The following is a 24,621-nucleotide window of genomic DNA, read 5'->3' as shown; positions in this document are numbered from 1 at the left end:
TTCATGGCCATGACGAATCCGCCGATGATCGCTCTCCAAGACGCGATAAAGCAGTACGACGACGGCCCGCCCGCGGTGGCCGGTGTGACCTTGTCCGTGGCGTCCGGTGATTGTGTGGCGATCCTCGGCCATTCCGGCAGTGGGAAGTCCACGCTGCTGAACCTGATCGCCGGTTTGGACAAGCCCTCCAGCGGCAGTGTCACCATCGACGGCACGCGCGTCGATCAGCTTGGTGAGGCCGGATCGGCGAAGTACCGCCGGGCCTCGATCGGCATGATCTTCCAGTTCTTCAACCTGCTCGACGATCTGACCGTGTTGGACAACGTCATGGTTCCGGCGCAGCTGGCTGGGATGGGCAAGGGTGAGGCGAAGCGCCGGGCCGTCGACCTGCTCGGCTCGCTGGGTATCGAGCGGCATGTCAAGGCCTGTCCGCAGCGGCTGTCCGGTGGTCGGCGGCAGCGGGTGGCGGTGGCCAGGGCCCTGATGAACAAGCCGGCGTTGTTGCTGGCTGACGAGCCCACCGGCGCGCTGGACTCGAGCTCGGTCGAGGACGTGCGCCAGCTGCTGCTGGACCTGAACGCCGAGGGCCAGACCATCGTGCTGGTGACCCACGACGTGCAGCTGGCCGCCACCACCGCGCACCGCACCATCGAGTTGGTGGACGGTGCGGTCGCGCGGGACGTCGTCAACAGTGGCAGCGGTGCCGGCCTGGCCGCCCACGCGCGGCTGACCCGTCCGGCGGGAGCGCTCGGATGACGCTGCGCAAGCCGCCGATGCCCCGACGCCTCTTCGAGGCCGGATTCCACGCCATGGCCCGCATGCTGCCGGCGGTGAGCCGGTGAGCGCGCTCGGCAACGTCGTACGCTCCGGCGTGGGCCGGCGTCGGGCCCATTCCCTCGTCATGGCCTTGACGACGTTCACCGCGATGTTGTCATCAGTACTCTCCCTCGGCCTGCTGACCGGCGTTCATTCGCTCCGTCTGGTCCGCGTGGACGCCGGTTCGGGCTCCGGTGTCCCGCGGATCCCTCCGAAGGCCGCGGCCGCTTTCACGTTCCCTCTGCTGCTTCGCCGGGCGGCCACGGTCCTCACCGTGCTCGGGCTGGCGATGATTCCCTGGCTGGTCTTCCTGCACACCGGGCTGCCGGCCACAGCTCAGGCCTCGCACTGGGCCTGGACGTGGACGGGTCTGGACAGCTTTGAGGCGCTCGGCCTGCTCTCCACCGGACTGCTCCTCAGGCGCGGCGACTGCCGGGCCTGCCTGACCTCCGCCGCGACCTCGGCCGTGCTGCTGGTCGACGCCTGGTTCGACACCATGACGGCTGCCCCGGGTTCGGACTTCAAGCTGGCGGTGCTGATGACGGTCTTCGCCGAGTTGCCGCTGGCGGTGGCCTGCGCGGCTCTCGCGACCAGGACCTTCCCTCGGCCGGGCCGCTGAGCGGAAGAGCTCGTGACGTGAGTCCGTCGACGACCAGGTGGAGTTTGCCGGTCAGCCCGCCTCGGGAGCGGCCGAGCGCCTGGTTCTGGGTTCCCCTTTTCGTGCCCCGGCGGCACTCTGGCGGGCTCGCACGACGGTGGAGTCGACCGATACGAGCCAGTCGATGTCGCCGGCCGCGTCCGCCTGCGCTTGCGCGGCCCGCAACATCCGCTCGAAGGTTCCGTCCTCGGCCCAGCGCCGGAACAGGGTGTGCAGGGTGGCCCAGGAGCCGTACCGCGGCGGCACATCCCGCCAGGCCACCCCGGTCCGGAACCGTCGTAGGTCCAGCGGTAGGGCTTGGCGTCGTGTTCGTCGTAGGCCAAGACGAAGGTGGCGCTCGACGATGCCGGCGAAGGGAACCCCGCGCCGCACGACATACTCCCGGCGGATTACTCCGGTACCTCGCGGGGGCTACGAACGACACCAGAATGGTTACATCCACGGGCCGATTCGATACGGAGCCGCGGAACCTAGCGTCGATCCCATGAAACGCAATCGCCGTATCAGCGCCGTCGCGGCGCTGGCGCTCGCCGCCCTCGTCACCGGAACCGGCGCCGGGTTCGCCGCCACGACCACACCGTCGGCCACACCGGTGGCCACGCACGCGTTCGACACCGCACCGGCCACGGCCACCGCGCCCACGCGGTCCTTCCACGGCACGCTCCCCGCGCCGACCGGCCCATACGCCGCCGGCGAGGACGTCATCCACCTCACCGACACGAGCCGTCCCGACCCGTGGGTGCCGTCATCCGGCCCCCGCCAACTGGCCGTCACGATGCTCTACCCGGCCGTCCCCGGGACCGGGACTCCGGCCCCTTACATGACCCTCGCCGAGGCAGCCGGAGCCATCCAGCTCCGGAAGATACCGACGAGCTCTGGCATCACCCCACAGAACCTTTCCAGCGTCGCCACTCACGCCTTCGACGGCGCGCGGCCGCGGAGCGGCAAGTATCCGCTGGTAGTCCTCTCGCCCGGGTTCGAGCACCCGCGCATGATGCTCACCTCGCTCGCGACCGACCTGGCCAGTCACGGCTACGTCGTCGCACTCGTCGGCCACACCTACGAGGACAGCGGCGAGACGCTGGCGAACGGCCGGACGCCGCCGTGCGCGATCTGCGATGACCCGAACCTCGACATGGGCACGGTCACCGCCAGCCGCGCGCTGGACGTGTCCTTCGTGATCGACCAGTTGACGCATGGCAATACCGCGTGGCGCCTGGCACACCTCATCGACGAACACGAGATCGGCATGGCCGGACACTCCATCGGCGGAGCGGCGGCCGTCACCACGATGATCGCCGACCCGCGCGTACGGGCCGGCGTGAACATGGACGGCACCTTCGCCCCGGCCCCGACGCCCGGCCAGATCAACCGGCCGTTCCTCATGCTGAGTTCGCCCGACAACCACCCGGCCGGCGGCGGCGACACCACGTGGGGGCAGGCCTGGGACGCCCTCGGCGGCTACAAGAAGTGGCTGACGGTCGCCGGCGCCGACCACACCAGCTTCACCGACCTGGACCTGCTTCTGGAGGAGGCCGGGTTCCCGATGCCGCCCCTCTCCCCGGAACGCGGGGTGGTGATCACCCGTGAGTACGTGACAGCGTTCTTCGACCAGACGCTGAAGGGGATCCACAGTCCGCTGCTGGACGGCCCCTCGCCGAACAATCCGGAAGTACTCTTCCAGCACTAGTGCAGCGCCGCGTCCGCTTGCCGTTGACCGACAAGGTCTGGATGGTGACGGTGGCTTCCCGGGTTGCGATCTCCACGCCGGGAGAACGCCGGACAGGGCAGTCGGCTGCGGCTGTCGGCCCGGGTTCGCGCGTTCAGGTGACGGTTCTAACGCGGAGGGCGCTGGCCGATGGGGACGACCGTAGGGTCGTCGGCGACCACACGGGCGCGCAGGCTCTGGTTCTCCAGGGTGAGCTGGTCGACGACACGGACCAGCGCCTGGACGTCGCCGCGGAGCTCGCCCAGTTCCTTGTTCTTTGCGGCGAGGGTGCGTTTCAGTTTGGCGATCTCCGCCTTCTGGCGGGCTTCGGAGTCGGAAACGGCACCGCGCTGCCTGACCCCTTCGTAGAACTCGTTGCGCAGGTCGGGGTGCCGCTGGGTGAGCGCGTTGCGCGGGACCCGGGCCTCCTGGGCGAGGGCCACGATCGTCAGCGCGCCGTTCGAGTGCTGCGGGGCGCCGGTGAGGATGCGGTGCGTGGCGGCGCGGATGCTGTCGCGCTCGTCAGGGGCGGGGGTCATCGCGGTGCCGTCTCCTGCTTGGCGATGCGGGTGCGGTCGTGCTCGTCGGCCCAGGACCGGAGCCGGTCGGCGTTGGCCCGCAAGCGATCGGCGACCGGGCCGGGTGTGTGAAGGGCTCGTTGGTCAAGCTGGTTGGCGCGGGCGCGCAGTTGGTCGGCGTGGTGATCGGTACGCACGCTGTTCCCGCAGCCGGGTACGCACCGGTCGAGGGTGGGGACGTCCCGGACGCCTTCCCTCGCGCACAGGGCCGCGTCGTGCCGGTAGAGGCACAGGAGCAGGGCGTGCGGGTTGTCGTAGAGGGATAGTTCCGTCCCGGCCGAGGAAGGTGCGGGCGAAGCGGGCGGTGATCCGGCGGCCCTCGAACCGGGGCGTGCTTGCGGCCTGGACGAGGGCTCGCCGGGCTGCCGGGCCGGACACGCCTCCGCCAGCGGTGAAGTGGTCGTGCAGGTCGGCGGCCGTCTCGGCGACGCTCAGGGCGGTCTCGACGTCGACCAGGCCGTGGACTCCGCCGCGGGCGCGGGTGCCGTATCGGCCGGAGGCCTCGGTGTCGAGTGCGGTGCGCAGGTGCCGGAAGTGCGAGCGGGTGATGAGATAGGCGGTGTCCTCAGACGCCGGATCGCCCTCGGCCTCGGGATCGGAGCCGGTGGATTCCGGTGCCTCCGCGACGCGGATGAGATGCCGGGCGGGGGGCGCCGTCCGGAGGGTTGGCGGCGGGATCGGGGCAGCAGCCGGAGCGCAGGGCGAGGACTTCCTGCGGACGCATACCGGTCAGGTAGGCGCAGACGATGAACGCGGCCGTGCCCAGGTGCCGCATCAGGGTGATGGTCTCGGTGTGGTCCAGATGTTTGCGCCAGGGCCGACCGGCGATGAGGCCGAGTACGAGGCGTTCCGCAAGGCCGTCGACGTGCCGCTGCTCGCGAACCTCACCGAGTTCGGCAAGACCCCGCTGCTGGACACCCGCACCCTGGAGAGCCTCGGCTACAGCATCGCCCTCTACCCGGTCACCCTGCTGCGGCTCGCCATGGGCGCGATCGAGGACGGGCTGCGCACCATCGCCACCGAGGGCACCCAGGAGCCGCTGCTGCCGCGCATGCAGACCCGCTCCCGGCTGTACGAACTCCTCGGCTACGCCGACTACGCGGCCTTCGACTCGGCCGTCTTCGACTTCACCCTCCCGCCCGCGTGCTGCGCACCGCCGTCAGCTTCTTCGGCGCCGAGGACCCGACCGAGGACGACGGCCGCCCGGCGTCCGGCCTCGCCAAGTCCCTGCCCCTGCCCCTGCCCCTGCCCCTGCCCCTGCCCCTGCTGGCGAGACTGCCCACCGTCGTCGCCGCCGACCAGCGCCGTCGGCGGGGCCTGGCCCCGATCGCCCCGGGCCCGGACCTCGGGTACGCGGAGAACTTCTTCCACATGTGCTTCGGCACGGTGCCCGCCCCCGAGGTCGTGCGCTGCTTCGAGATCTCCCTCGTGCTGTACGCCGAGCACAGCTTCAACGCCTCCACCTTCACCGCCCGGGTCGTCACCTCCACCCTCTCCAACCTCTACAGCGCCGTCACCGCCGCGATCGGCGCGCTCAAGGGCCCGCTGCACGGCGGCGCCAACGAGGCCGTGATGCACATGCTGGAGGAGATCGGCGACCCGGCCCGCGCCGCCGACTGGCTCGACGACGCCCTCGCCTCCCGGCGGAAGGTCATGGGCTTCGGCCACCGGGTCTACAAGCACGGCGACTCCCGCGTCCCGATCATGCAGGCCGCCCTGCACGCGGCGCTGCGCGAGGCGGTGCTGGACCGCAAGGGCATCCACCCCAACCTCGACTACCCGGCGGGCCTCGCCTACCACCTGATGGGCTTCGACACCCCGGTCTTCACCCCGCTCTTCGTGATGAGCCGGATCACCGGCTGGACCGCCCACATCACCGATCAGCTCGCCCACAACACCCTGATCCGCCCGCTCGCCTCCTACGACGGGCCGGGCCAGCGGCCGGTGCCGGCCTCCGCGTAGGAGACCGGCACCGCCGTCCGGTCAGGCCCGCGGGGTGGTGAAGCGGTAGCCGGAGTCGATCAGGGAGGGGAGGAAGCGCGCGAGGGCGGCCACCGTCTGCGAACGGTCGCCTCCGCCGTCATGGGTGAGCACGATCGCTCCCGGGCGCATCTCCTTCGTGAGCCGGCCGAGGATCACCTCCGTCCCCGGCTCGGCCCAGTCCTCCGGGTCGACCGTCCAGCCCATCGGCCGCATCCCGAGCTCCCTGCTCGTCCTGAGCGTCCTCGGGGCCCAGTCCCCGCCCGGGGCCCGGAACCAGGCGGGCGACTTGCCGGTGATCCCGGCGAGGAGGTCGGAGGTGCGCGTCAGCTCGTCCCGCACCTGGGCGTCGTCGGGAAGGTGACGGAGGTCCGGATGGCTCCAGGTGTGGTTGCCGATGCGGTGCCCCCGCGCCGCGATCTCCCGGACCAGGTCGGGACGGGCGGCCGCGTTCTCGCCGATCAGGAAGAACGTCGCCCGGATCCCGTGCTTCTCCAGCAGCGCCAGGACGTCGGGGGTGTGGCGCGGATGGGGTCCGTCGTCGATGGTGAGGGCCACCACCTTCCCCTCCTCGGCGAGTTCGAACAGCGGCCGGCTCTCCGCCTCGGTCAGCACCCTGGGGGCTTCCGGAACGGCCTCCGGTGCGGCCTCCGGGGCGGTTTCAGGCGCGGCTTCCGGCGCGGCCGCCGGGGGTGCGGCCGCGGGCGGCGGCCCGGCGTTCCCTCTCGGCGCGGTACCGGGTTCCCCGGCCCACCGTGCTCCCCCGCACCCTGCGGCGCCGAGGACCGACAACCCGGCCGCGGCCAGGATCAGCCTTCGCGAGACAATCTGATGATCTGACATTTTCTGGGTGTCCCCCCGGGCCTGACGCCCCCTCCCGGCGTTCACCCCGAGGGACCCACATCACCACCCGGAAGGACCCAGGGCCACACGGTCGGCGGCACGGTGCCGGATCCGTCGCCGTCGCCCGACCGCGGCACCCGGGTGCCGCCCGCCGCCCGCCGTCTCGGCGGCACCGGTCAGCGGCGCCCCTCCCGATCGCTGTGACGGCCCTCGGCGACGACCGGGTAGGGCACCCTGGTACGCCGGTCCGGGTCCACCACCAGCCGGCCGCCGACGGGGGGCCGGGCCCGCTGGGCGCAGTCGGTGCGCTCGCAGATCCGGCAGCCCAGGCCGATCGGCGTGGCCGCCTCCCGGCCGTCCAGGGCGATGCCCTCGGCGTAGACCAGGCGGTGGGCGTGGCGCAGCTCGCAGCCGAGCGCGACGGCGAACTCGCTGCGCGGCGCGCGGTGGCCGAAGCCGCCGTGGGTGACGGTGCGGGCGATCCAGAAGTACCGCTTGCCGTCCGGCATCTCGGCGATCTGGGTGAGGATCCGCCCCGGCGCCGAGAAGGCCTCGTAGACCGTCCAGAGCGGGCAGGTGCCGCCGAGGCGGGAGAAGTGGAAGTCGGTCGCGGACTGCCGCTTGGAGATGTTGCCCGCCCGGTCGGCGCGCAGGAAGGAGAACGGCACGCCCCGGCGGCCGGTGCGCTGCAGGGTGCTCAGCCGGTGGCAGACCGTCTCGAAGCCGACCCCGAAGCGGGCGCCGAGCAGGTCGATGTCGTAGCGCAGTTCCTCGGCGGCGGCGTGGAAGGCCGAGTAGGGCATCAGCAGCGCACCGGCGAAGTAGGTGGCGAGGCCGATCCGGGCGAGGTCCGCCGCCTGGGGCGAGGTGAGGTCGGGCCCTGCCGCCGAGACCAGCGCGTCGAGCAGCGGCCGGTGCTCCAGCAGCGCGAGCTGGGTGGCCAGTTGGAAGGCCCGCTGACCGTCGGTCAGCCACGCGGAGAGGCGGAGGGTGCCGCTCACCGGATCGAACCGGCGCATCTCCGCCTGCTGCCGGTGATCCGAGTCGACCACCCGCACGCCGTGCCGCTCGCCGAGTGCGGCCGCCAGCGCGGCGGCGAGGCCGCCGGCCGTGGTCGCCCCGAGCGCGGTCGCGGTGCGCTCGGCCTCCTCGTCCAGGGCCGGGATGTGGTTGTGGTGCGTGTAGAAGAAGTCCCGTACCTCGTCGTGGGGTTCGGCCGGGCTGAGCGCGGCGGTCCCGGCAGTGTCGCCGAGATCGGCGACCCTGGTGGCCGCCTCCCGGTAGCGGCGGTACAGCGCGACGAGCGCCCGGGCGACGTCGGGGTGGTCCCGGCTCACCTCCGCGACGTCCTCGGCCGGGACGGGGGCACCGCACGCCTCGTCGGCGAGGGCGGCGCGCAGGTCGGCGGCGAGGCGCTCCTCGTCGGCCTCGGAGAAGAACTCCGGGTCCACGCCGAACACCTCGGCGATCCGCAGCAGCACGGCGGCGGTGAGCGGGCGCTGGCTGTGCTCGATCTGGTTGAGGTAGCTGGTCGAGATGCCGAGCTCGTGGGCCAGCTCGACCTGGTTCATGCCGTGCTCGCGGCGCAGCCGGCGCAGCTTGGCGTGGGCGAAGATCTTGCGCCCGACGGGACGTGCCATGGTGCGACGCACCCCTCTTCTCTGTTCTTCCCCGGTCTTCTCTTCCCCCGGATGGTTGCGAAGGCCTACACCGGCACCCGGCCGGCGGTCGCCCGGTGGGCCCGCACGGCCGCCTCGACCCGCACGGCGTCGGCGGCCGCCCGCACCTCGTGGACCCGTACGGCCCAGGCGCCCTGCGCGGCGGCCAGGACGGCGGCGGCCGAGGTCGCGTCGTCCCGCTCCCGGGCCGGGCGGGGCTCGCCGGTGGCCGGGTCGGCCAGCAGTTCGCCGAGGAAGCGCTTGCGGGAGGGCCCGACCAGGAGCGGGCGGTCCAGCACGGCCCAGGCGTCCAGGGCGGCGAGCAGCGCCCAGTCGTCACTCCGGCCCTTGGCGAAGCCGAGGCCGGGGTCGAGGACGACCTGCTCCGGGTCGACGCCGGCCGACACCACGGCGTCCAGTTGGCGCCCCACTTCGGCGACCACCTCGGCGACGACGTCCCCGTAGTCCGCCAGGTCGTCCATCCCCTGGGACTGCCCCCGCCAGTGCATGACGACGAACGGCACGCCGGCCCGCGCGGCCGTCTTCGCCATGGCCTCGTCCGCCCGGCCGCCGCTGACGTCGTTGACGATCCGGGCCCCGGCGTCCACCGCGGCCTCGGCGACCCGGGCGCGCATCGTGTCGATGCTCACCAGAACGCCTTGCCGGGCGAGTCCGCGCACCACCGGCAGCACCCGCGCGAGCTCCTCCTCGACCGGCACCCGACGGGCGCCGGGGCGGGTCGACTCGCCGCCCACGTCCACCATGTCGGCCCCCCGCGCGGCCAGCGCCAGTCCGTGCTCCACCGCCCGGCCCGGGTCCAGCCAGCATCCCCCGTCCGAGAACGAGTCCGGGGTGACGTTGAGGATTCCCATGACCGCGCAGCGACCCCAGTCGGGAAGTCCGGGAAGGGCGTACGAATGTCTTTCCATGCCCCTATTGTGCAGCCTCCGGAGGCCGCTCCGCGACCACCCCCGAAGGCCATCGACCATCATTGGCGAAAACCCGCGTATCACACTGTGGACTTTCTACCACGCCATTCCGACCGGGCGTATACCGTCCTGTCATGACACTCGGGAAACCCTCCACGCGCACCGACCGGGCGGCAACCGTCCGCGATCTCCTGGCCACCGGAAAGCACTCCTATTCGTTCGAGTTCATGCCACCGCGGAACGCCGAGGCGGAAGCCGGCCTGTGGAACGCGATCCGCCGACTGGAGGCGCTCTCCCCCACCTTCGTTTCGGTGACCTACGGTGCGGGCGGCTCGACCCGGGAGCGGACGGTGAACGTCACCGGCCGCATCGCCCAGGAGACGACCCTCACCCCGGCCGCGCACCTGACCGCCGTCGGCCACAGCGTCGGCGACTCAGGAACATCCTCGGGCACTACGCCGACCAGGGAGTACGGAACATCCTGGCCCTGCGCGGCGACCCTCCGGGCGACCCGCTGGGCGCCTGGGTCCGGCATCCGGGCGGGGTCGAGTACGCCGCCGACCTGGTTCACCTCATCAAGGACTCGGGCGACTTCTGCGTCGGGGTGGCGGCTTTCCCGGAAATGCACCCGCGGTCACCGGACTGGGACTCGGAAATCCGGCACTTTGTCACGAAGTGCCGTTCCGGGGCCGACTACGCGATCACCCAGATGTTCTTCGAGGTGGACGGATACCTCCGTTTCCGGGACCGTCTCCAGAAGGCCGGATGCGATATTCCGGTGATTCCGGAGATCATGCCGGTGACCAGCATCCGGTCACTGCGCCGAATTCCGACCCTGAGCACCGCTGCCATTCCCACGGCCCTCTCCGACCGCATGCTGGAACAGCAAAACGATCCCGCCGCCGTGCGCTCGATCGGGATCGAGCACGCCACCGCCATGTGCCGGCGGCTGCTTTCCGAAGGCGTGCCCGGGCTGCATTTCATGACCATGAACTTCTCCACGGTCACCACCGAGATCTACCAGAACCTCGGCCTGCCCCGGTCCGGCTGAACGGGCATGCGGGCCGCGCCGCGACGCGGCCCGCATGCCGTGGCGGGCGTACCGAACCGGCGGAGGATTCCCGCCCGGCCGCGTCAGCCGGCGAGCTCCGCGCGCAGCAGGCGGGCGGCGCCGACCAGGCTGTCCAGCGAGGCCCGGGTCTCCGGCCAGCCGCGGGTCTTCAGTCCGCAGTCCGGGTTGACCCAGAGCCGTTCGGCCGGGATCGCGGCCAGGCCCGCGCGCAGCAGGGAGACGGCCTCCTCGGTGCTGGGGACGCGCGGGGAGTGGATGTCCCAGACGCCGGGGCCGACCTCGCGCGGGTAGCCCGCCTCGGCCAGCTCGCCGGCGACCTCCATGTGGGAGCGGGTGGCCTCCAGGGAGATGACGTCGGCGTCGAGGTCGTCGATCGCCGTCATGATGGCGCCGAACTCGGCGTAGCACATGTGGGTGTGGATCTGGGTGTCGGCGCGGACGCCGGAGGTGGCGAGGCGGAAGGCCTCGGTGGCCCAGTCCAGGTAGGCCGGGCGGGCGGCGGCCCGCAGCGGGAGGGTCTCGCGCAGGGCCGGCTCGTCGACCTGGACGACGGCGGCGCCCCCGGCCTCGAGGTCGACGACCTCGTCGCGCAGGGCGAGGGCGACCTGGCGGGCGGTGTCGGCGAGCGGCTGGTCGTCGCGGACGAAGGACCAGGCGAGCATGGTGACCGGGCCGGTGAGCATGCCCTTCACGGGGCGGTCGGTCAGGCCCTGCGCGTAGCGGAACCAGTCGACGGTCATCGGGTGCGGCCGGGAGATGTCCCCGGCGAGGACCGGCGGGCGCACGTACCGGGTGCCGTAGGACTGCACCCAGCCGTGCCGGGTGGCCAGGTAGCCGGTGAGCTGCTCGGCGAAGTACTGGACCATGTCGTTGCGCTCGGGCTCGCCGTGCACCAGGACGTCCAGTCCGGCCTTCTCCTGGTACGCGATGACCTCGCGGACCTCGGCCTCCATCCGCTCCCGGTACGTGGCGCCGTCGATCCGACCGGCCGTCAGGTCGGCCCGGGCGACGCGCAGTTCGGTGGTCTGCGGGAAGGAGCCGATGGTGGTGGTCGGCAGCAGCGGCAGGCCGAGCCGGGCGCGCTGGGCCTCGGCCCGCTGCGGGTAGGCCTGGGCGCGGCGGGCGTCCGCGTCGGTGACGGCGGCGATCCGGGCGCGCACCGCCGGGTCGCGGGTGATCGGCGAGCCCGCGCGGGAGGCCAGGTCGGCCCGGTTGGCCGCGAGGTCGGCGGCGATCGCGCCGGTGCCCTCGCGCAGGCCGCGGGCGAGCAGCGCCGCCTCGGTGGCCTTCTGCTTGGCGAAGGCCAGCCAGCGGGCGATCTGCGGGTCGATGTCGCGTTCGAGGGTGGCGTCGATCGGCACGTGCAGCAGGGAGCAGGACGGCGCGACGTCGACGGTGTCGGCGAGGCCCAGCAGGGTCGCCAGGGTCGTGAGGGACTTCTCCAGGTCGTTGATCCAGATGTTGCGCCCGTCGATCACCCCCGCCACCAGTCGCTTGCCGGGCAGGCCGCCGGCGGCGGCGAGGTCCTCCAGGTTGGCGGCGGCCGGCCCGGTGAAGTCCAGTGCCAGGCCCTCGATCGGGGCCTTCGCCAGGACCGGCAGGGCGTCGCCGAGCCGGTCGAAGTAGCTGGCGACCAGCAGCTTGGGCCGGTCGGTGAGGGCGCCCAGCTCGCGGTAGGCGCGGGCGGCGGCGTTGAGCTCGGCCGGGGTGCGGTCCTGGACCAGCGCGGGCTCGTCCAGCTGCACCCAGTCGGCGCCGGCGGCGCGCAACCCGGCCAGCAGCTCCGCGTAGACGGGCAGCAGCCGGTCCAGCAGGGTGATCGGCTGGAAGTCGGCGGCCACCCCGGGCGCCGGCTTGGCGAGCAGCAGGTAGGTGACCGGCCCGACCAGCACCGGCCGGGCCGCGTGGCCGAGCAGCAGCGCCTCGCGCAGCTCGCCCACCGCCTTGGCCGGGTTCGCCGTGAACACCGTGTCCGGCCCCAACTCCGGCACCAGGTAATGGTAGTTGGTGTCGAACCACTTGGTCATCTCCAGCGGGGCGACGTCCTGGTTGCCGCGCGCCATGGCGAAGTACCCGTCCAGCGGGTCGGCTTCGACGGCGGCCCGGTGCCGGGGCGGGATCGCGCCGACGGCGACGGTGGTGTCCAGCACGTGGTCGTAGAGCGAGAAGTCACCGGTCGGGACCTCTTCGACGCCGGAGTCGGCGAGCTGCTGCCAGTTCCCCCGGCGCAGGTCGGCGGCGGTCGCCAGCAACACCTCGGCGGTGACCGAGCCCTTCCAGTAGCCCTCGATGGCCTTCTTGAGCTCCCGGCCCCGGCCCTGGCGGGGGTAGCCGTACGCGGTGGCGACGCTCGCCGCGGCTGCGGACTTCGTGGTCAAGGGACTCTCCTTCGCGAGTCTGTTCTCCTCAGGTACCCGGAGACGGCACGAGGGCGCGAAGGGATGACGTACCCGGCGGCGGCCGTCACGGGAACGTACGGGCCTGGTCCGCCTGGTATGGTCGCCGACCCGCCCACGAGGTCACCGGATAGCCGCGCGCGGGTCGTCCGCGGGCGGGCAGTGGCAGGTCTTCGGACTCGCGGGCGCGTCCGTCCCGTGAAGGGCGGACACCTACTGGCCGTCGCTTCCCAGACCCGTCCCGGGTCCAGTGCGTATGACGGCGGTCGTTCCCACTCACCGCTGCGGGGCAGTCCCGGACTGGCCAGTCGAAAGGCGTCACCGGGTTCCCTCTTGCGACGCCCTGCCTGGCGGACAGGGCGAACCAGCTGCGCCGTCAGCTTAGGGGCAAAACACCGGGCCCGGCGCGGGAATCTCGGAACCCGTCCGGATGGTGGGACGCCACCACGGCTCGCGGGGCCGGTGGTCAGGTCCGCGTCGGGGTGTCCGGCGTGCCGGGCAGGGCGGCGCGGATGTCCGCGAGCAGTCCGGTCAGGCCGCGTCCCGGCCCCAGCCGGGCGTCCAGTCGCGCGCGCTGGTCGGCGGGGATGCCCGCCAGTAGCCGTTCGGCTTCGCCCAGCAGCCGCCGTCCCCGCTGGAGGTCTGACCTCATCCTGGCGACCTGCGCCTGCGCCCCGCCCAGCTGGCGGCGGGCGGATTCCAGTGCGGCGTGCTGTTCCGGGGTCAGGACGACGACGACGACCCCGTCCAGCGTCATCGTCCGGTGCTTCGCGGGCTTGGGCACGATGGTCGGCCTTTCGGTTCAGGGGTGCGCCGGGCCGGTGGGCCGCGCGGCGGTCGGCGGCCCCGCCGTGGTGTCCGGGCCGGGCGTGGCGTCCTGGCCGGATGGGGCGTGCGGGCCGGGCGGGGCCTCGAAGCGCACCGTGGGCTCGAAGTTGGCGCGGCGGGCCGCGCGGCGGAAGACGGTGAGGACGGCCGGCCCGACGACGAGCACGGCGGTGAAGGTGGTGACGGCGCGGCCGGTGTCCCAGCCGAGCGAGGTGGCCAGGTCGAACAGCAGGTAGCGGTGCCACTGCTCGGTGAAGGGCAGGCCCGGCAGGTAGGCGATCGAGCTGTTCGGGTCGGTGGAGAACGGCCAGAAGGAGAGGTTCAGCAGGAAGCCGAAGAGGTAGCCGGAGAACGCCCCGTACCCGGCCAGCAGCGGCACCTCCCAGCGCCGCCCGGCCCCCGGCAGCAGTCCGGCGAGCATGCCGACGAAGGCGCAGCCGAACATCTGGTACGGCATCCAGGGGCCGACGCCGCCGGTGAGCAGCGCGGAGGCGAACAGCGAGGTGCAGCCGAGGGTGAAGCCGAAGCCGGGGCCGAAGACCCGGCCGGCCAGCACCAGGATGAAGAAGACCGTCTCCACTCCGGCGGTCCCGGCGCCGAGCGGGCGGAGTCCGGCGTTGACGGCGGACAGGACGCCGAGCATGGCGAGGGCCTTGGCGTCGATGCCGCCCGCGGAGATCTCCGCGACGACGACGGCGAGCACCAGGACCAGCAGGGCGCCGAAGATCAGCGGCGGGGCGTAGTTGGAGCCGAACCGCCCGGGCGCGACGACGAACGGCCAGGTGAAGGCCACCAGCCCGATGAAGGCGGCCAGGGCGACGACGACGCGGGCCCGGCCGGGGATCCGGACGGCGGTCACCGGGCGGCCTCCACCGCTTCCACGGCCGCCGCGACCTGACGTGCCGTCAGGTAGCCGAGCGGGGCGAGGATCTTGGCGGTCTGCGGGGCGAAGGTGGGCGAGGCGACGATGACCTCGGCGGTGGGCCCGTCGGCGACGATCTCGCCCTCGGCCATCACCACGACGCGGTCGGCGGCGGAGGCGACGAACTCGACGTCGTGGGTGGAGACGACGACCGTACGGCCTTCGGCGGCGAGGGCGTCCACGATGCCGGTGAGCGCCTCCTTCGCCTGGTAGTCGAGCCCCCGGGTGGGTTCGTCCAGCAGCACGACCCTTGGTGCGGCGGCGAGTTGGATCGCCAGGACGAGGGCCAGCTTCTGCCCCTCGGAGAGGTCCCGGGGGTGGGTGCCGTCCGGGATCCCGGGAGCCAGGCGGTCGAGGACCTGCCGTGCGGTCGGCCCGCCGACGCCGTCGGCTTCGAGGTCGCTCTGGGCGAGTTCCTGGGCGACCGTCTCCAGGTACAGCAGGTCGGTGGGGGTCTGCGGGACGAGCCCGACCAGCTGCCGGGCCCGGGCCGCGGGCAGCCGCTTGGGGTCCGCGGCCGGGCCGCCCCCGGCGCCGGTGACCTTCACGCTACCGCCCTGGCGGGGCCCGGAGCCCTGGAGCGCCCACAGGAGCGAGGACTTGCCGGAGCCGTTGCGGCCCATCAGCGCCGTGACCTCGCCCGCCCGCAGCTCCAGCCGGACGTCCCGGACGGCGGCCACCGGCCCGTACCGGACGACGACCCCCGTCGCCTCCAGCACCGGTTCCCCCGCCACCGCTGCCCGGCGCGGCGGGGGAACCGGCAGGTCCGTGAGCCGCTCCCGCAGCGGCGCGGCGGCCCGGCGGGCGTCCCGGACGGACAGCGGCAGCGGCCGCCAGCCGGCCAGTCGGCCGAGGTCGACGACGGGCGGCGCGATCGCGGTGTCCCGGAAGACCTCGGCCGGGGGGCCGTGCACGACCGTCCCGTCGCCGGGCAGGTAGGCGACCCGGTCGGCGTACTGGACGACCCGCTCCAGGCGGTGCTCGGCCAACAGGACGGTCACGCCGAGGTCGTGGACCAGCCGGGTGATCGCGGCCAGCACCTCCTCGGCGGCGGTCGGGTCGAGCGCGGAGGTCGGCTCGTCCAGCACCAGGACGCGCGGGTGCGCGGTGAGCACCGAGCCGATGGCGACGCGCTGCTGCTGGCCGCCGGAGAGCTCGTACAGGGCCCGGTGGCGCAGGTCGGCCAGGCCGAGCAGGTCCAGGGTCTCCTCGACCCGCTTGCGCATGGTCTCCGGCGGGATCGCCAACTGCTCCATGACGTACGCCAGTTCCTCCTCCACCGTGTCGGTGGTGAAGCCGGCCAGCGGGTCCTGCCCGACCACGCCGACCACGTCGGCGAGTTCGCGCGGCGGGTGGTGGGCGGTGTCGCGGCCGTCCACGGTGACCCGGCCGCGCAGGGTGCCGCCGGTGAAGTGCGGCACCAGGCCGTTGACGGCGCCGAGCAGGGTCGACTTGCCGACGCCGGTGCGGCCGACCACCAGGCAGAGCTCGCCCTCCGGGATGTGCAGGTCGACGTCGCGCAGGACGGGCGTGCTCTCGCCGTCGTACACCACGCCGACCCGGTCGAATCGGATCACGTGCTCACCTCGGAGGTCGTGCGGTCGGTGCGGTCGGTGGGAGCGGCATCGGGACGTGCGGCCGGGCGCGGCCCCGGCCCGGCGGCGGGTCCGGGCGTCCGGCCGGGCGGCGGCGAGACGATCCCGGCCGCCCCCGCCAGCAGCAGGGCGAGCACCGGGACGAGCGGCAGAGTCGGCCAGGTCAGCGGGTACAGCGACGGGTTGAGGTCGGTGGCGTCGTAGCCGACGGTGGCGAACAGCAGCACGGCGGCGGTCACCCCGCAGCCGGCCACGCCCCACTCGGCGGCCCGCCAGCGGTCCGGCCGGTAGGTGGTGCGCCGCACCCGCCGCCCGCCGAGCAGCAGGCCCGCCACGCAGAGCACGGCACCAGCGAGGAAGGCGGGCAGGCCGAGCGCGGCCGGGGCCGTCCCGTCCAGCAGCCCGTACACCCCGGCGCACAGGCCGCACATGCCGAGCAGCATCAGCGCGCCGGTCAGCCGGCGGGAGCGGCGCGAGGCGGTGCCGGAACGCCCGTAGCCGCGCGAGTCCATCGCGGCCGCGAGGCTGAGCGAACGCTCCAGCGCGTCCTCCAGGACCGGCACCACGATGCTGCGCAGGGCGCGGACGCCCTTGCGCCGCCCGGCACGCAACCGCCGTGCCCGGGCGACCCGTTGGACGCTCTGCACCAGCTGGGGCGCGACGCTGAGCGACACCGTCACCGCGACGCCCAGCTCGTACAGGGCCCCGGGCAGCACCCGCAGCGCCCGCTTGGGGTTCGCCAGGGTGTTCGCGGCGCCGATGCAGCAGATCAGACAGGCCAGCCGCAGCCCGTCGAAGGCCGCCGAGAGCGTGGCCTCCAGCGAGACCGGGCCGCCGATCTCGATGCCCGCGTACCAGGCGGGGGTCGGGATGTGCGGCAGGGAGAAGAGCAGGTGGTCGTGCGGGGTGACACCGGTGGCGAAGACGCACCGGAAGACCACCCGGATCGCCACCACCGTCAGGGCCAGCCACAGGTAGTAGGTGAACCCGCGCGCCCACGGCGCCTCGCTGCGGCGGGCGGTGACCACGAAGCCGAGCACGGCGAGGACGAGCAGGAGCAGCAGCGGGTTGGTGGTGCGGCTGGCCGCCGTCGCCAGGGCGAGCGCCCAGGCCCACCAGGCCAGCGGGTGGAGGTTACGCGGGATGCGCCGGCCCCCCGCGGCCCGCCCGGGGGCGCGCTGCGGGGAGCCGGACTCGCGCTTGTCGAGCGTGCCCACCGGATCACTCGGCCCGTCGGCGGCGGCGCCGGGCGGCCACCACCGTGGCCACACCCAGCGCCACGACGAGGACCGAGCCGAGCACGGCGGGGACCATCGACCCGGAGTCGTGCGGGGCGTCGGCCACCGGGTTGGCGTCCACCACCCCGCCGGGCACGGCTGCCGCGGACGTGGGCCCGGCCTCGGCCGCGGCCGTCTGCGGTGTCGACTGGTCGCTCGGGGCGTCGGTCGGCGGGGCGGTGGACGGCTCGGCCGGCACCGGCGTGGGGTCGGGCACGCCCGACGGGGCGACGCCGTCCCCGGGGGTGGCGGCGGGGTCCGTCCCCGGGGTCGCGGCGGACGCGGGCGGACGGGCTCCGCCGGGCTGGGGTGCGGCGGGGGCCGGGGCCCGGCCGCCGGTTGAGCCAGTGCCGCCGGTTGAGCCGGAGCCGCTGCCGCCCGTCGTACCGGATCCGCCTGTCGTACCGGAACCGCCCGCCGCTCCGCCGGAGCCGCCCGTCGTGCCCTGGCCGGGGTCGGCCAGCTGCCCGCCGGGACTCGAGTTGTGGGCCCGGACGCTGTCCGGCGAGAAAGTCGGACGCCCTTCGGTGCCCTCGACGTTGGTGCCGCCGAAGATCCACAGGTCGACACTGCCGGGCTTCGGCTGGTAGAGCATCGCGCCGAGCTGGCTGTAGGACCACTCGTTCTGGCCCGGATCGGCGTGCCAGTACGACCAGTACGCGGTGGCCGGGGGCGTCAGGACGCACTTCTCCTGGTCCGGCGTCGGGTACTGCTTGCCGCCCTGGAAGCCGCTGTAGCCGATCCGGCAGATGAAGGCCGGGCCGTCGTGCCCGGTGCCGGTGGTCTTCCAGCCGCCCTGGTTGAGCAGGGTGAACCCGGTGGTGGGCGTGGTCCCGCAGGAGCGCAGCAGCGGGCCGCCCCACGTGCCGAAGTCCACGGCGAGTACGGCACCGGAGGTGGTGGTGCACTGCTCGATCGGCAACGGGGTCGCGGCGGCCGGGGCGGTGCCCGCGGCGACGCCGCCGAAGGCGAGGGCGAAGGTCAGCGACGCCGCCCCGGACAGCCGGGCGAGGCGCGTGCCGAGCCCCCGGCTCACCGGTGACGCCCCGGGGCGGCCGCGGTGCGGCGACGGGCGACGAGGACGGCCCCGGCGCCGAGCGCGGTCAGCGCACCGGCCCCCGCCGTCAGTGCCAGTACCTGGCTTCCGGTACTGGCCAGGCCGCCTGAACCGGTCCGCACCGTCACGCCCCCTGCCCCGGCGGCACTGTCACCCTTCGGGGTGTCGATGCCGCCGGACGAAGGGGTGTCGGTGGCCGGGATCGGCGCGGTCGTCGTGGGCGAGCCCGCCGGGGTGCCGGTCGGCGTCCCGGTGGGACTGACCGTCGGGGTGGGCGTTCCCGTCGGGGTGGTGGTCGGAGTCCCGGTGGGAGTAGGCGTCGGCGTGCCCGCGAGGTCGCGGGACAGCGTCCCGAAGGAGATGCCGGTGGCACCGCCCAGCACCTGCGTGGACGCGCGGACGTCCGAACCCCGCTGCCCGGCGGCCGCGACGTTGAACCCGCCGTCGCCGTTCTGCTGCCCAGCGAGGAAGTCGAGCGCCTTGGCGATCTGTCCACCGTAGGCGGCCTGGCGCAGCGTCATGCCCTGGACGGCCAGCGCGGCCGAGTTGGTGGAGTCGCCGGACGCGCCGGGGAAGCCGCCGTCGGGCAGCTGCCGCGCGGCGAGCCAGCCGAGCCCCTGGTCGACCGCCCGGGCGGCCTCGTCCCCGGGGACGAGGGCGAGGGCCATGACGGCCATCGCCGTGCTGTCCACGTCGGAGTCGCCGGTGGCGGGGATCAGGCTCGGCCAGGAGCCGTCCGGGTGCTGGAGGCCCTTCAGGTAGGCGATCGCGGGGGCGACGCTGGTGGACTCCCCAGCCCGGAGCTGGGCCATGACGGCGAGCGCCTGGGAGAAGACGGAGGTGGCGTAGGCGTAGTTGCCCGGGGCTGCGCAGCCGGTGGTCGCGTCGGCCTTGGCGCACACCAGCGCGGCGAGGGCGGCGATCAGGTCGTGGCCGCCGAAGTCCCGCGGGTTGCGGCCGACGGCCTCGGCGAGCAGCGCCTCCTTGCCGATGGACCCGCCGCCGGCGTACTCGGTGCCGATCGCGGTCCAGTCGTTGACGGTGCGCTCGCTCGCGTCCTTGCCCTGCTGGTCGAGGAAGTCGACGATCCGGCGCAGCGCGGCGTCGTCGGTGCCGGTCGCGGCGAGGGCGTAGGCCCCGTCGATGGTCAGGCCGAAGTCGGCGAAGGCCGGGAAGCCCTCGTAGTAGTGGCCGTCGATCAGGCGGGACGGGTCGGTGAGGTAGGCGCTCCCCTTGGCCGCGTCGGGTTTCCTCCCCGCGGGCGCGCTCAGGGCCACCGCGGGCGAGGGCGACGCCGACGGGGAGGCGGAGGGCGAGGGGCCGCCGTTCCTGGCGCGGACGGAGTCCGGGGTGAAGTTCGGCGCCCCGCTGGTGCCGCCGATGTCCGTGCCGCCGTAGACCCAGGCCTCGACCTCGCCGGGCTCGGGCTTCTGCGTGCCGGCCCCGAACCGGCTGTAGGACCAGGCCTGTTGGCCGGGTTCGGCGATCCAGTACGACCAGTACGCGGTGGCCTGCGGGGTGTTGACGCACGGCTCCTCGGCCGGTGTCGGGTACTGGGCGCCGCCGTTGAAGGTCCCGGTCCCGAGCCGGCAGATGAAGGCCGGTCCGTCGTGCTCGGTGCCGGTCGTGGTGAAGCCGGCGTTGTGCAGCAGGTTCATGCCCGTCGTGGGGTGGGCGTCGCAGCCCCGGACGACGCCGCCGCCCCAGTGGGTGAAGTCGACGGCGACGATCGCGCCCGTCGTCGCCGTGCACTGCTCGATCGGGTCGGCCGAGGCGGTACCCGGGTACCCGAGCAGGACCGTGCCGCAGGCGGCGACGGCGACGGTGCCGGCGACCACCAGCGAGGCGAGGTCCCGGTTCCTGTGACGTGTGCGATTGCTGCTGACCCTCACGACGACTCCCTGGTCGGTCGACACGCGAGGCGACGGCGCAGCCGACGGTCGCCCGCGGGCACGGGGGCCGTCGAAACCGCGTCGTAGTCCGCGACGACGCAAGTGCTCTGTGAACAGACCCCCGGTCCAGGCATTCCGGCTCACCCACCTCAGGTGGGTCCACGGTTGCGGGTCAGCGCCGGAGTTGGACCGGCTTCCCCTGAATGCCGAGGGCAAAAAATCGGTTCATCAGACCACGCTGACCGACGGGCAGTCAACGGGGCGTCAGGTCGATCACATCACCTCGTCGGGCGACAGACCTGTGCGGTCGCGTCCGCGGTGGCCGAGCGGGGGAACCCGGTGCGAACCCGGTGCGAACCCGGGGCTGACGCGCAGCGGTGTGGGGCGGTGACCGTACCGTCCCGAGCCCGAATGCCCGCCCGGCCACTGCGGAACTGAGCCGGTGTCCCGGCTGGCCGATCGTCACTGCCCGGCGGACAGCTCCCAGTCCATCGCCCACGCCCGCACCGAGCCGTCCGCACAGCCGAAGAGCAGCAGGCTGTCGTCCGCGGTGGCGGTGAGACTCCACACCTGGCCGCCACCCCCTTCCAGCTCGCGCAGGCAGCGGCCGGTGTCGGCGTCCCAGATCCGCACGGTGCCGAGCCGGTGGCCTGTATAGGCGAACCGGCCGCCGGCGGAGAGGTGAAGGACCGACAGCTCATCCGGCCCGGTACCGGCGTCCCACGGCAGGACCTCGAAGTCGAAGGCGCGGAGGAATTGCCCGGTGCCGGCGTCCCACAGCCGCAGCGAGCGGTCGCCGTACGCGCTGCCGGACAGCAGCCGGTGGCCGTCTGCGTCGAACGAGAGCCAGCCGCACGCCGGATGACTCAGCGCCAGCGGCGGAGCGCCGAGCCGGGCGTGCAGCTGGATCTCGCCGAACAGCGCCACGCTCGCTGCCCGGGTGCCATCCGCGCTCATCGCGGCGGCGGTGGTCGGCCGCTCTCCGTCGCCGGTGAGCACCCGCACGCAGCGGCCGCTGTCCAGGTCCCACAGCCGCAGCGCGCCGTCCCGGCCGATCACCAGGGCCTGCCGGGCATCGGCGGTGAACAGGACCGAGTTCCCGACCACGCCCGCCTCGCCGCTCTCGGCACGGCCGTCGGGCCCACGGGCGTCGACCCGGCCGAGCGGTCGGCCACCGGGCAGCTCCCAGCTCTGCAGCACCGCGTCCCCGCCGGCCACCGCACGCAGGCCGTCGGCGCTCAGGCCGACCGAGCCGACCCGGGGCTTGTCCAGCGCGCGCAGCGGGGTGCCGTCGGTCGGATTCCACAGCCCGACCCGGCGGTCACCGCCGATCGCCGCGGTACGCCCGTCCGCCGACACGGCGAGCGAGGACACGTGGCCCTGCCCGCCGAGGGTGTGCACCGGCCACGCCCCGCGCAGCCCGGTACGGCGGACGGATCTCCCCAGCCGCCGCCATGCGGCCAGCACCTCCGGCGCACGCTCATAGCCGGGCGTCGAGCGGGCCCGGGTGAGCAGGTCGAGCGCGGCGGCGTACTGCCGAGACCCGAACGCCTGCTCGGCCTCGGCGAGCAGGGCCCCGACCTGCCCGCCGGCCCGCTCGATCTCTCGGTGGCGGCGGGGCCGGCTGAGCTGCATGCTCGCCCGGAACCGGCGCTCCGGGGTGATCCGCCACCAGCGCGCGGTGTTGTCCTGCCCGGCGGACACCGCCCAGTCGGCGTCCCCGCCCATCATCACGGCGGCGACCGGCTGGCTGTGTTCGCGGAAGGTGCGCACACAGCGGTACAGGGCCAGGTCCCAGAGCCGCACCGCGCCGTCCTCGCCGCCGGTGACGGCGTACCGGGAGTCGCCGCTCAGCACCAGCGAGCGGACCTCGCCGATCGGCGAGGTCACGGTGCGCACCGCGCGGCCGCTGCGCAGGTCCCACAGCCGGATCGTCAGGCCGGGCGAGGCGGTCGCCGCGGTGCGGCCCTCGGGCTCCAGCCAGATCGCGGTGGGACCGCGGCCCGGCATCGTCATCGTCTGCCGCAGCTCTCCGGTGTTCAGGTCCCACAGCTGGAGGGTGCCGCGCGCGTGGCTGCTGACCAGGGCGAGACCGCCGTCGTGGCTCAGTTCGACCCGGTGGGAGTCCTCGGCCCGGTCCGTGACGGGTCCGAGCCGCAACCGCTGCCGGCCGCTCGGGAAGTCCCAGACCAGCAGCCGTCCCTCCACCACGGCGACGGCGGTCCGCGCCCGGTTGTCGATCCGCAGGGCCTGCACCCGGAACAGCTCGCGGCGGCCGGGCGGGGTGAAGGCCAGCAGGCAGCGCTCGCGCGCCAGGTCCCAGAACCGGACCTCGTTGTCCGGGCCGACCGAGACCGCGTACCGGCCGTCGGAGACGTCGAGGCTGCTCACCCAGGACTCCAGGCCGCCGACGGTGCGCAGCAGCTCGCCGCGCCGCAGGTCCCACAGCTTCAGCCCGCGGTCCTTGTCGCCGTGGCCGCCGTAGCCGGTGACCGCGTACCGCCCGTCGGGGGTGATCCGGGCGGCGAGCCGCGCGGGGCCGTCGAACAGCTGGTACCAGCGGGCGGTGAAGGCCGGGGCCGCCCGGTTGTCGGGGGCGCTTGAGAGGTCGAGACGTTCCACGGCGGCGCGCCGCTCGGGGTCGTCGCCGCACTCCGCGGTGATCCCGGCGAGCAGCTCGCGGGCGGCCTCCAGGTCGCCGCGTTCCAGGTGGACCTCGGTCAGCCGGTGGCGGGACTGCCAGGAGTCGCCGTGCACGAGCCGCAGCTGCTCCAGGTCGGCGACCAGGGTGTCGTCAGTGGTCTCGCCGCGCCGCCAGCGCAGCAGGCCGCCGTTGTAGGCGGCGTCCAGGTGGCGCGGGTCCGCTTCCAGAGCGTCGGCGAAGGCGCGCTGCGCGCCGGGGATGTCCTCGAGGTCGAAGAGCGACAGGCCGCGGTTGTTCAGCTCGTCGGCGCGCAGCCCGACCGCGCTCGGCACCGGGCGCGCGTACCGGGTCCCGGTGGCCCGGTGGTAGTGCTCGGCGAGCTCGGCGGCGACCTCGGCCATCGAGGCGGGTCGCTGGGCGGGGTCGTGGCGCAGGCAGCGCTCCAGCAGCTCGGCGACGCCGGGCGGGATCGGCGGGCGGCCGTCGCGGCCTCGGGTCCCGCGGAAGGCCGCGAGGGTCTCGCTCGCGAGTGGTCCGACGTACCAGGCCACGCCGCCGGTGAACATCTCCAGCACCGAGACGGCGAAGCTGTACAGGTCGCTTCGCCGGCCGAGCTGCCGCTGCCCGTACTGCTCGGGCGAGGCGTACACCCTGGTCATCCCGCCCGCGGCGACCAGGACGGTGGCGTCGGCGCCGGGCCGATCGCCTGCGCCGCCGGGCCACGCGGCGAGCTGCCCGGCCCGGGCCAGGCCGAAGTCGGTGATCCGGGCGGTACCGTCCCGGTCCAGCAGGATGTTGCCCGGTTTCACGTCCTGGTGGACCACGCCCTGCTGGTGGGCGTGGTCCAGCCCCCGGGCGGCCTGGACCGCCAGGTCCAGGATCCGGGCGAGGGCTTGTTCCGGGCCGCCCGCGTACAGCCGGCCACTGTGGATCAACTCGCTCAGGCTGCCGCCGTCCAGGTACTCGGCGAACACCCGGGGCGTCCCGCCGATCTCCCGTACATAGTGGCAGGCGCAGACGTGCGGGTGCAGGCCGAGGCCGACCCAGGTCTGCGCCTCGGCGACGAACAGCTCCCGCTCCCGCGCGGACCGGAACAGTTCCGGCCGGGGGGACTTCACCGCCAGGTCGGTCCCCCACCCCAGGTGCCAGACCCGGTACACCAGGCCCATCCCGCCGGCCTCGTGCACCTGGTCGACCCGGTACAGCCCCTCGATCACATCGCCGACCTTCCAGGCCGACGCCGCCCCATTCCGATCGCTCATACCGACGAGTATGCGATCTGACGCCGTGTCATGACAGGCCGCCCCGGGGCCGCCTGGGCCTTCGTCGTGATGTCGGGTCAACCGCGCACGCCGAGTGCGAAGCCGTACCCGCGGGGCCAGGCCGGCACGCCGAGAGGTCGGTCCGCGGGGCCGGCGGCGGAAGTGGACCACCACGTCGGCGTGATCTGGATGCCGACGGCCGGCCCGGCCGGGACGAGAACACCGAAACCCATGACGATGGACCGGATCCTCAGGGAGGACCGCGAGTGGGCGCGGCCGTCGAATGACAGTACGTTCGACGGGCGTCGGCGGGCTGTTCACCGCGACGCGCGTGCCCGACGGCGACGACCCCGCGTGGCTGACCACCGCGGGCACCATGGTCGACACCCTGTTGTTCACGGCCGCCGCGGTGGCAACCGTACGGCTGGTCGGACACCTCGACCGGCGGCGCCGAGCGTCCCGCGGCGCCTGAGCCCCTGGCACCGGCGCCCCGGCCCCTTCCGGAG

The 24,621-nt window shown here is 73.8% G+C and carries 18 protein-coding genes, 3 pseudogenes and 3 riboswitches; of the genes and pseudogenes, 7 read left to right on the top strand and 14 right to left on the bottom strand.

Annotated elements, in window-relative coordinates:
* The first annotated feature begins 9 nt into the window (after nt 1-9).
* Complete coding sequence (locus tag ACFCY1_RS37225) at nt 10-756, top strand: ABC transporter ATP-binding protein (RefSeq protein WP_375877402.1); 747 nt, start codon at nt 10-12, stop codon at nt 754-756.
* A gap of 334 nt (nt 757-1,090) precedes the next feature.
* Nucleotides 1,091-1,435, top strand: coding sequence for a hypothetical protein (locus ACFCY1_RS37220; protein WP_375877401.1), 345 nt, complete (start codon nt 1,091-1,093; stop codon nt 1,433-1,435).
* 51 nt (nt 1,436-1,486) lie between these two features.
* On the opposite strand, the gene ACFCY1_RS37215 is transcribed toward ACFCY1_RS37220, so the two are convergent.
* Nucleotides 1,487-1,846, bottom strand: a complete 360-nt coding sequence (locus tag ACFCY1_RS37215) for a transposase (RefSeq protein ID WP_375877400.1) — start codon at nt 1,844-1,846, stop codon at nt 1,487-1,489.
* 112 nt (nt 1,847-1,958) lie between these two features.
* Between ACFCY1_RS37215 and ACFCY1_RS37210 the strand changes: the two genes are divergently transcribed.
* A complete protein-coding gene (locus ACFCY1_RS37210; protein WP_375877411.1) occupies nt 1,959-3,164 on the top strand; it encodes an alpha/beta hydrolase family protein in 1,206 nt (401 codons plus the stop codon).
* A gap of 146 nt (nt 3,165-3,310) precedes the next feature.
* Here ACFCY1_RS37210 and ACFCY1_RS37205 read toward each other — a convergent pair whose 3' ends face one another.
* Nucleotides 3,311-3,721: a hypothetical protein gene (locus ACFCY1_RS37205; RefSeq protein ID WP_375877399.1), complete on the bottom strand. Its 411-nt coding sequence runs from the start codon at nt 3,719-3,721 to the stop codon at nt 3,311-3,313.
* Nucleotides 3,718-3,897 (bottom strand): hypothetical protein, encoded by a 180-nt coding sequence (locus ACFCY1_RS37200; RefSeq protein WP_375877398.1) that lies wholly within the window; start codon nt 3,895-3,897, stop codon nt 3,718-3,720. The genes ACFCY1_RS37205 and ACFCY1_RS37200 overlap by 4 nt, the downstream gene beginning before the upstream one ends.
* Before the next feature lie 689 nt (nt 3,898-4,586).
* On the opposite strand from ACFCY1_RS37200, the pseudogene ACFCY1_RS37195 reads away from it, so the two are divergent.
* Together ACFCY1_RS37195 and ACFCY1_RS37190 are read left to right on the top strand one after the other, a co-directional pair.
* Nucleotides 4,587-4,901: pseudogene (locus tag ACFCY1_RS37195) on the top strand (methylisocitrate lyase); the annotation flags it as partial.
* A pseudogene (locus ACFCY1_RS37190) lies at nt 4,895-5,722 on the top strand (citrate/2-methylcitrate synthase); the annotation flags it as partial. The pseudogenes ACFCY1_RS37195 and ACFCY1_RS37190, both read left to right, overlap by 7 nt.
* Nucleotides 5,723-5,743: 21 nt before the next feature.
* On the opposite strand, the gene ACFCY1_RS37185 reads toward ACFCY1_RS37190, so the two are convergent.
* The 3 genes from ACFCY1_RS37185 to folP form a co-directional block, all read right to left on the bottom strand.
* Entirely contained in the window at nt 5,744-6,355 is a 612-nt protein-coding gene (locus ACFCY1_RS37185; protein ID WP_375877397.1) for a polysaccharide deacetylase family protein, read from the bottom strand.
* Between the two features lie 404 nt (nt 6,356-6,759).
* Entirely contained in the window at nt 6,760-8,223 is a 1,464-nt protein-coding gene (locus ACFCY1_RS37180) for a short-chain fatty acyl-CoA regulator family protein (protein ID WP_375877396.1), read from the bottom strand.
* Nucleotides 8,224-8,288: 65 nt separating this feature from the next.
* The gene (gene folP / locus ACFCY1_RS37175) at nt 8,289-9,113 is read right to left on the bottom strand and encodes a dihydropteroate synthase (protein WP_375877395.1); all 825 of its coding nucleotides are present in this window, start codon (nt 9,111-9,113) and stop codon (nt 8,289-8,291) included.
* Nucleotides 9,114-9,304: 191 nt separating this feature from the next.
* On the opposite strand from folP, the pseudogene metF reads away from it, so the two are divergent.
* Nucleotides 9,305-10,221, top strand: a pseudogene (gene metF / locus ACFCY1_RS37170) (methylenetetrahydrofolate reductase [NAD(P)H]).
* A gap of 83 nt (nt 10,222-10,304) precedes the next feature.
* Here the strand turns inward: metF and metE are convergent.
* The 8 genes from metE to ACFCY1_RS37130 form a co-directional block, all read right to left on the bottom strand.
* Nucleotides 10,305-12,620 (bottom strand): 5-methyltetrahydropteroyltriglutamate--homocysteine S-methyltransferase, encoded by a 2,316-nt coding sequence (gene metE, locus ACFCY1_RS37165; RefSeq protein WP_375877394.1) that lies wholly within the window; start codon nt 12,618-12,620, stop codon nt 10,305-10,307.
* 181 nt (nt 12,621-12,801) lie between these two features.
* Nucleotides 12,802-13,005: riboswitch (cobalamin riboswitch) on the bottom strand.
* 99 nt (nt 13,006-13,104) lie between these two features.
* Complete coding sequence (locus tag ACFCY1_RS37160; RefSeq protein ID WP_375877393.1) at nt 13,105-13,422, bottom strand: hypothetical protein; 318 nt, start codon at nt 13,420-13,422, stop codon at nt 13,105-13,107.
* 18 nt (nt 13,423-13,440) lie between these two features.
* Nucleotides 13,441-14,325 (bottom strand): ECF transporter S component, encoded by an 885-nt coding sequence (locus ACFCY1_RS37155; protein ID WP_375877392.1) that lies wholly within the window; start codon nt 14,323-14,325, stop codon nt 13,441-13,443.
* Complete coding sequence (locus tag ACFCY1_RS37150; RefSeq protein WP_375877391.1) at nt 14,322-15,965, bottom strand: ABC transporter ATP-binding protein; 1,644 nt, start codon at nt 15,963-15,965, stop codon at nt 14,322-14,324. The genes ACFCY1_RS37155 and ACFCY1_RS37150 overlap by 4 nt, the downstream gene beginning before the upstream one ends.
* Nucleotides 15,962-17,200, bottom strand: a complete 1,239-nt coding sequence (locus ACFCY1_RS37145; protein WP_375877390.1) for a CbiQ family ECF transporter T component — start codon at nt 17,198-17,200, stop codon at nt 15,962-15,964. The genes ACFCY1_RS37150 and ACFCY1_RS37145 overlap by 4 nt, the downstream gene beginning before the upstream one ends.
* Before the next feature lie 4 nt (nt 17,201-17,204).
* Complete coding sequence (locus ACFCY1_RS37140) at nt 17,205-18,296, bottom strand: hypothetical protein (RefSeq protein ID WP_375877389.1); 1,092 nt, start codon at nt 18,294-18,296, stop codon at nt 17,205-17,207.
* Nucleotides 18,293-20,209: a prenyltransferase/squalene oxidase repeat-containing protein gene (locus tag ACFCY1_RS37135; protein WP_375877388.1), complete on the bottom strand. Its 1,917-nt coding sequence runs from the start codon at nt 20,207-20,209 to the stop codon at nt 18,293-18,295. Before ACFCY1_RS37135 ends, ACFCY1_RS37140 begins: the two co-directional genes overlap by 4 nt.
* Before the next feature lie 107 nt (nt 20,210-20,316).
* Nucleotides 20,317-20,444, bottom strand: a riboswitch (cobalamin riboswitch).
* A 94-nt stretch (nt 20,445-20,538) separates the two neighbouring features.
* A riboswitch (cobalamin riboswitch) is annotated at nt 20,539-20,626 on the top strand.
* A gap of 45 nt (nt 20,627-20,671) precedes the next feature.
* Entirely contained in the window at nt 20,672-24,115 is a 3,444-nt protein-coding gene (locus tag ACFCY1_RS37130; protein WP_375877387.1) for a WD40 repeat domain-containing serine/threonine protein kinase, read from the bottom strand.
* 283 nt (nt 24,116-24,398) lie between these two features.
* On the opposite strand from ACFCY1_RS37130, the gene ACFCY1_RS37125 reads away from it, so the two are divergent.
* On the top strand, nt 24,399-24,587 hold the full coding sequence (locus ACFCY1_RS37125; protein ID WP_375877386.1) for a hypothetical protein: 189 nt from the start codon (nt 24,399-24,401) through the stop codon (nt 24,585-24,587).
* Nucleotides 24,588-24,621: the final 34 nt, after the last annotated feature.

Source organism: Kitasatospora sp. NPDC056273 (genome assembly GCF_042268845.1).
GTDB lineage: Bacteria > Actinomycetota > Actinomycetes > Streptomycetales > Streptomycetaceae > Kitasatospora.
Note: the sequence above shows the minus strand (reverse complement) of the source record. Positions and strands in the feature narration are given on the sequence as shown.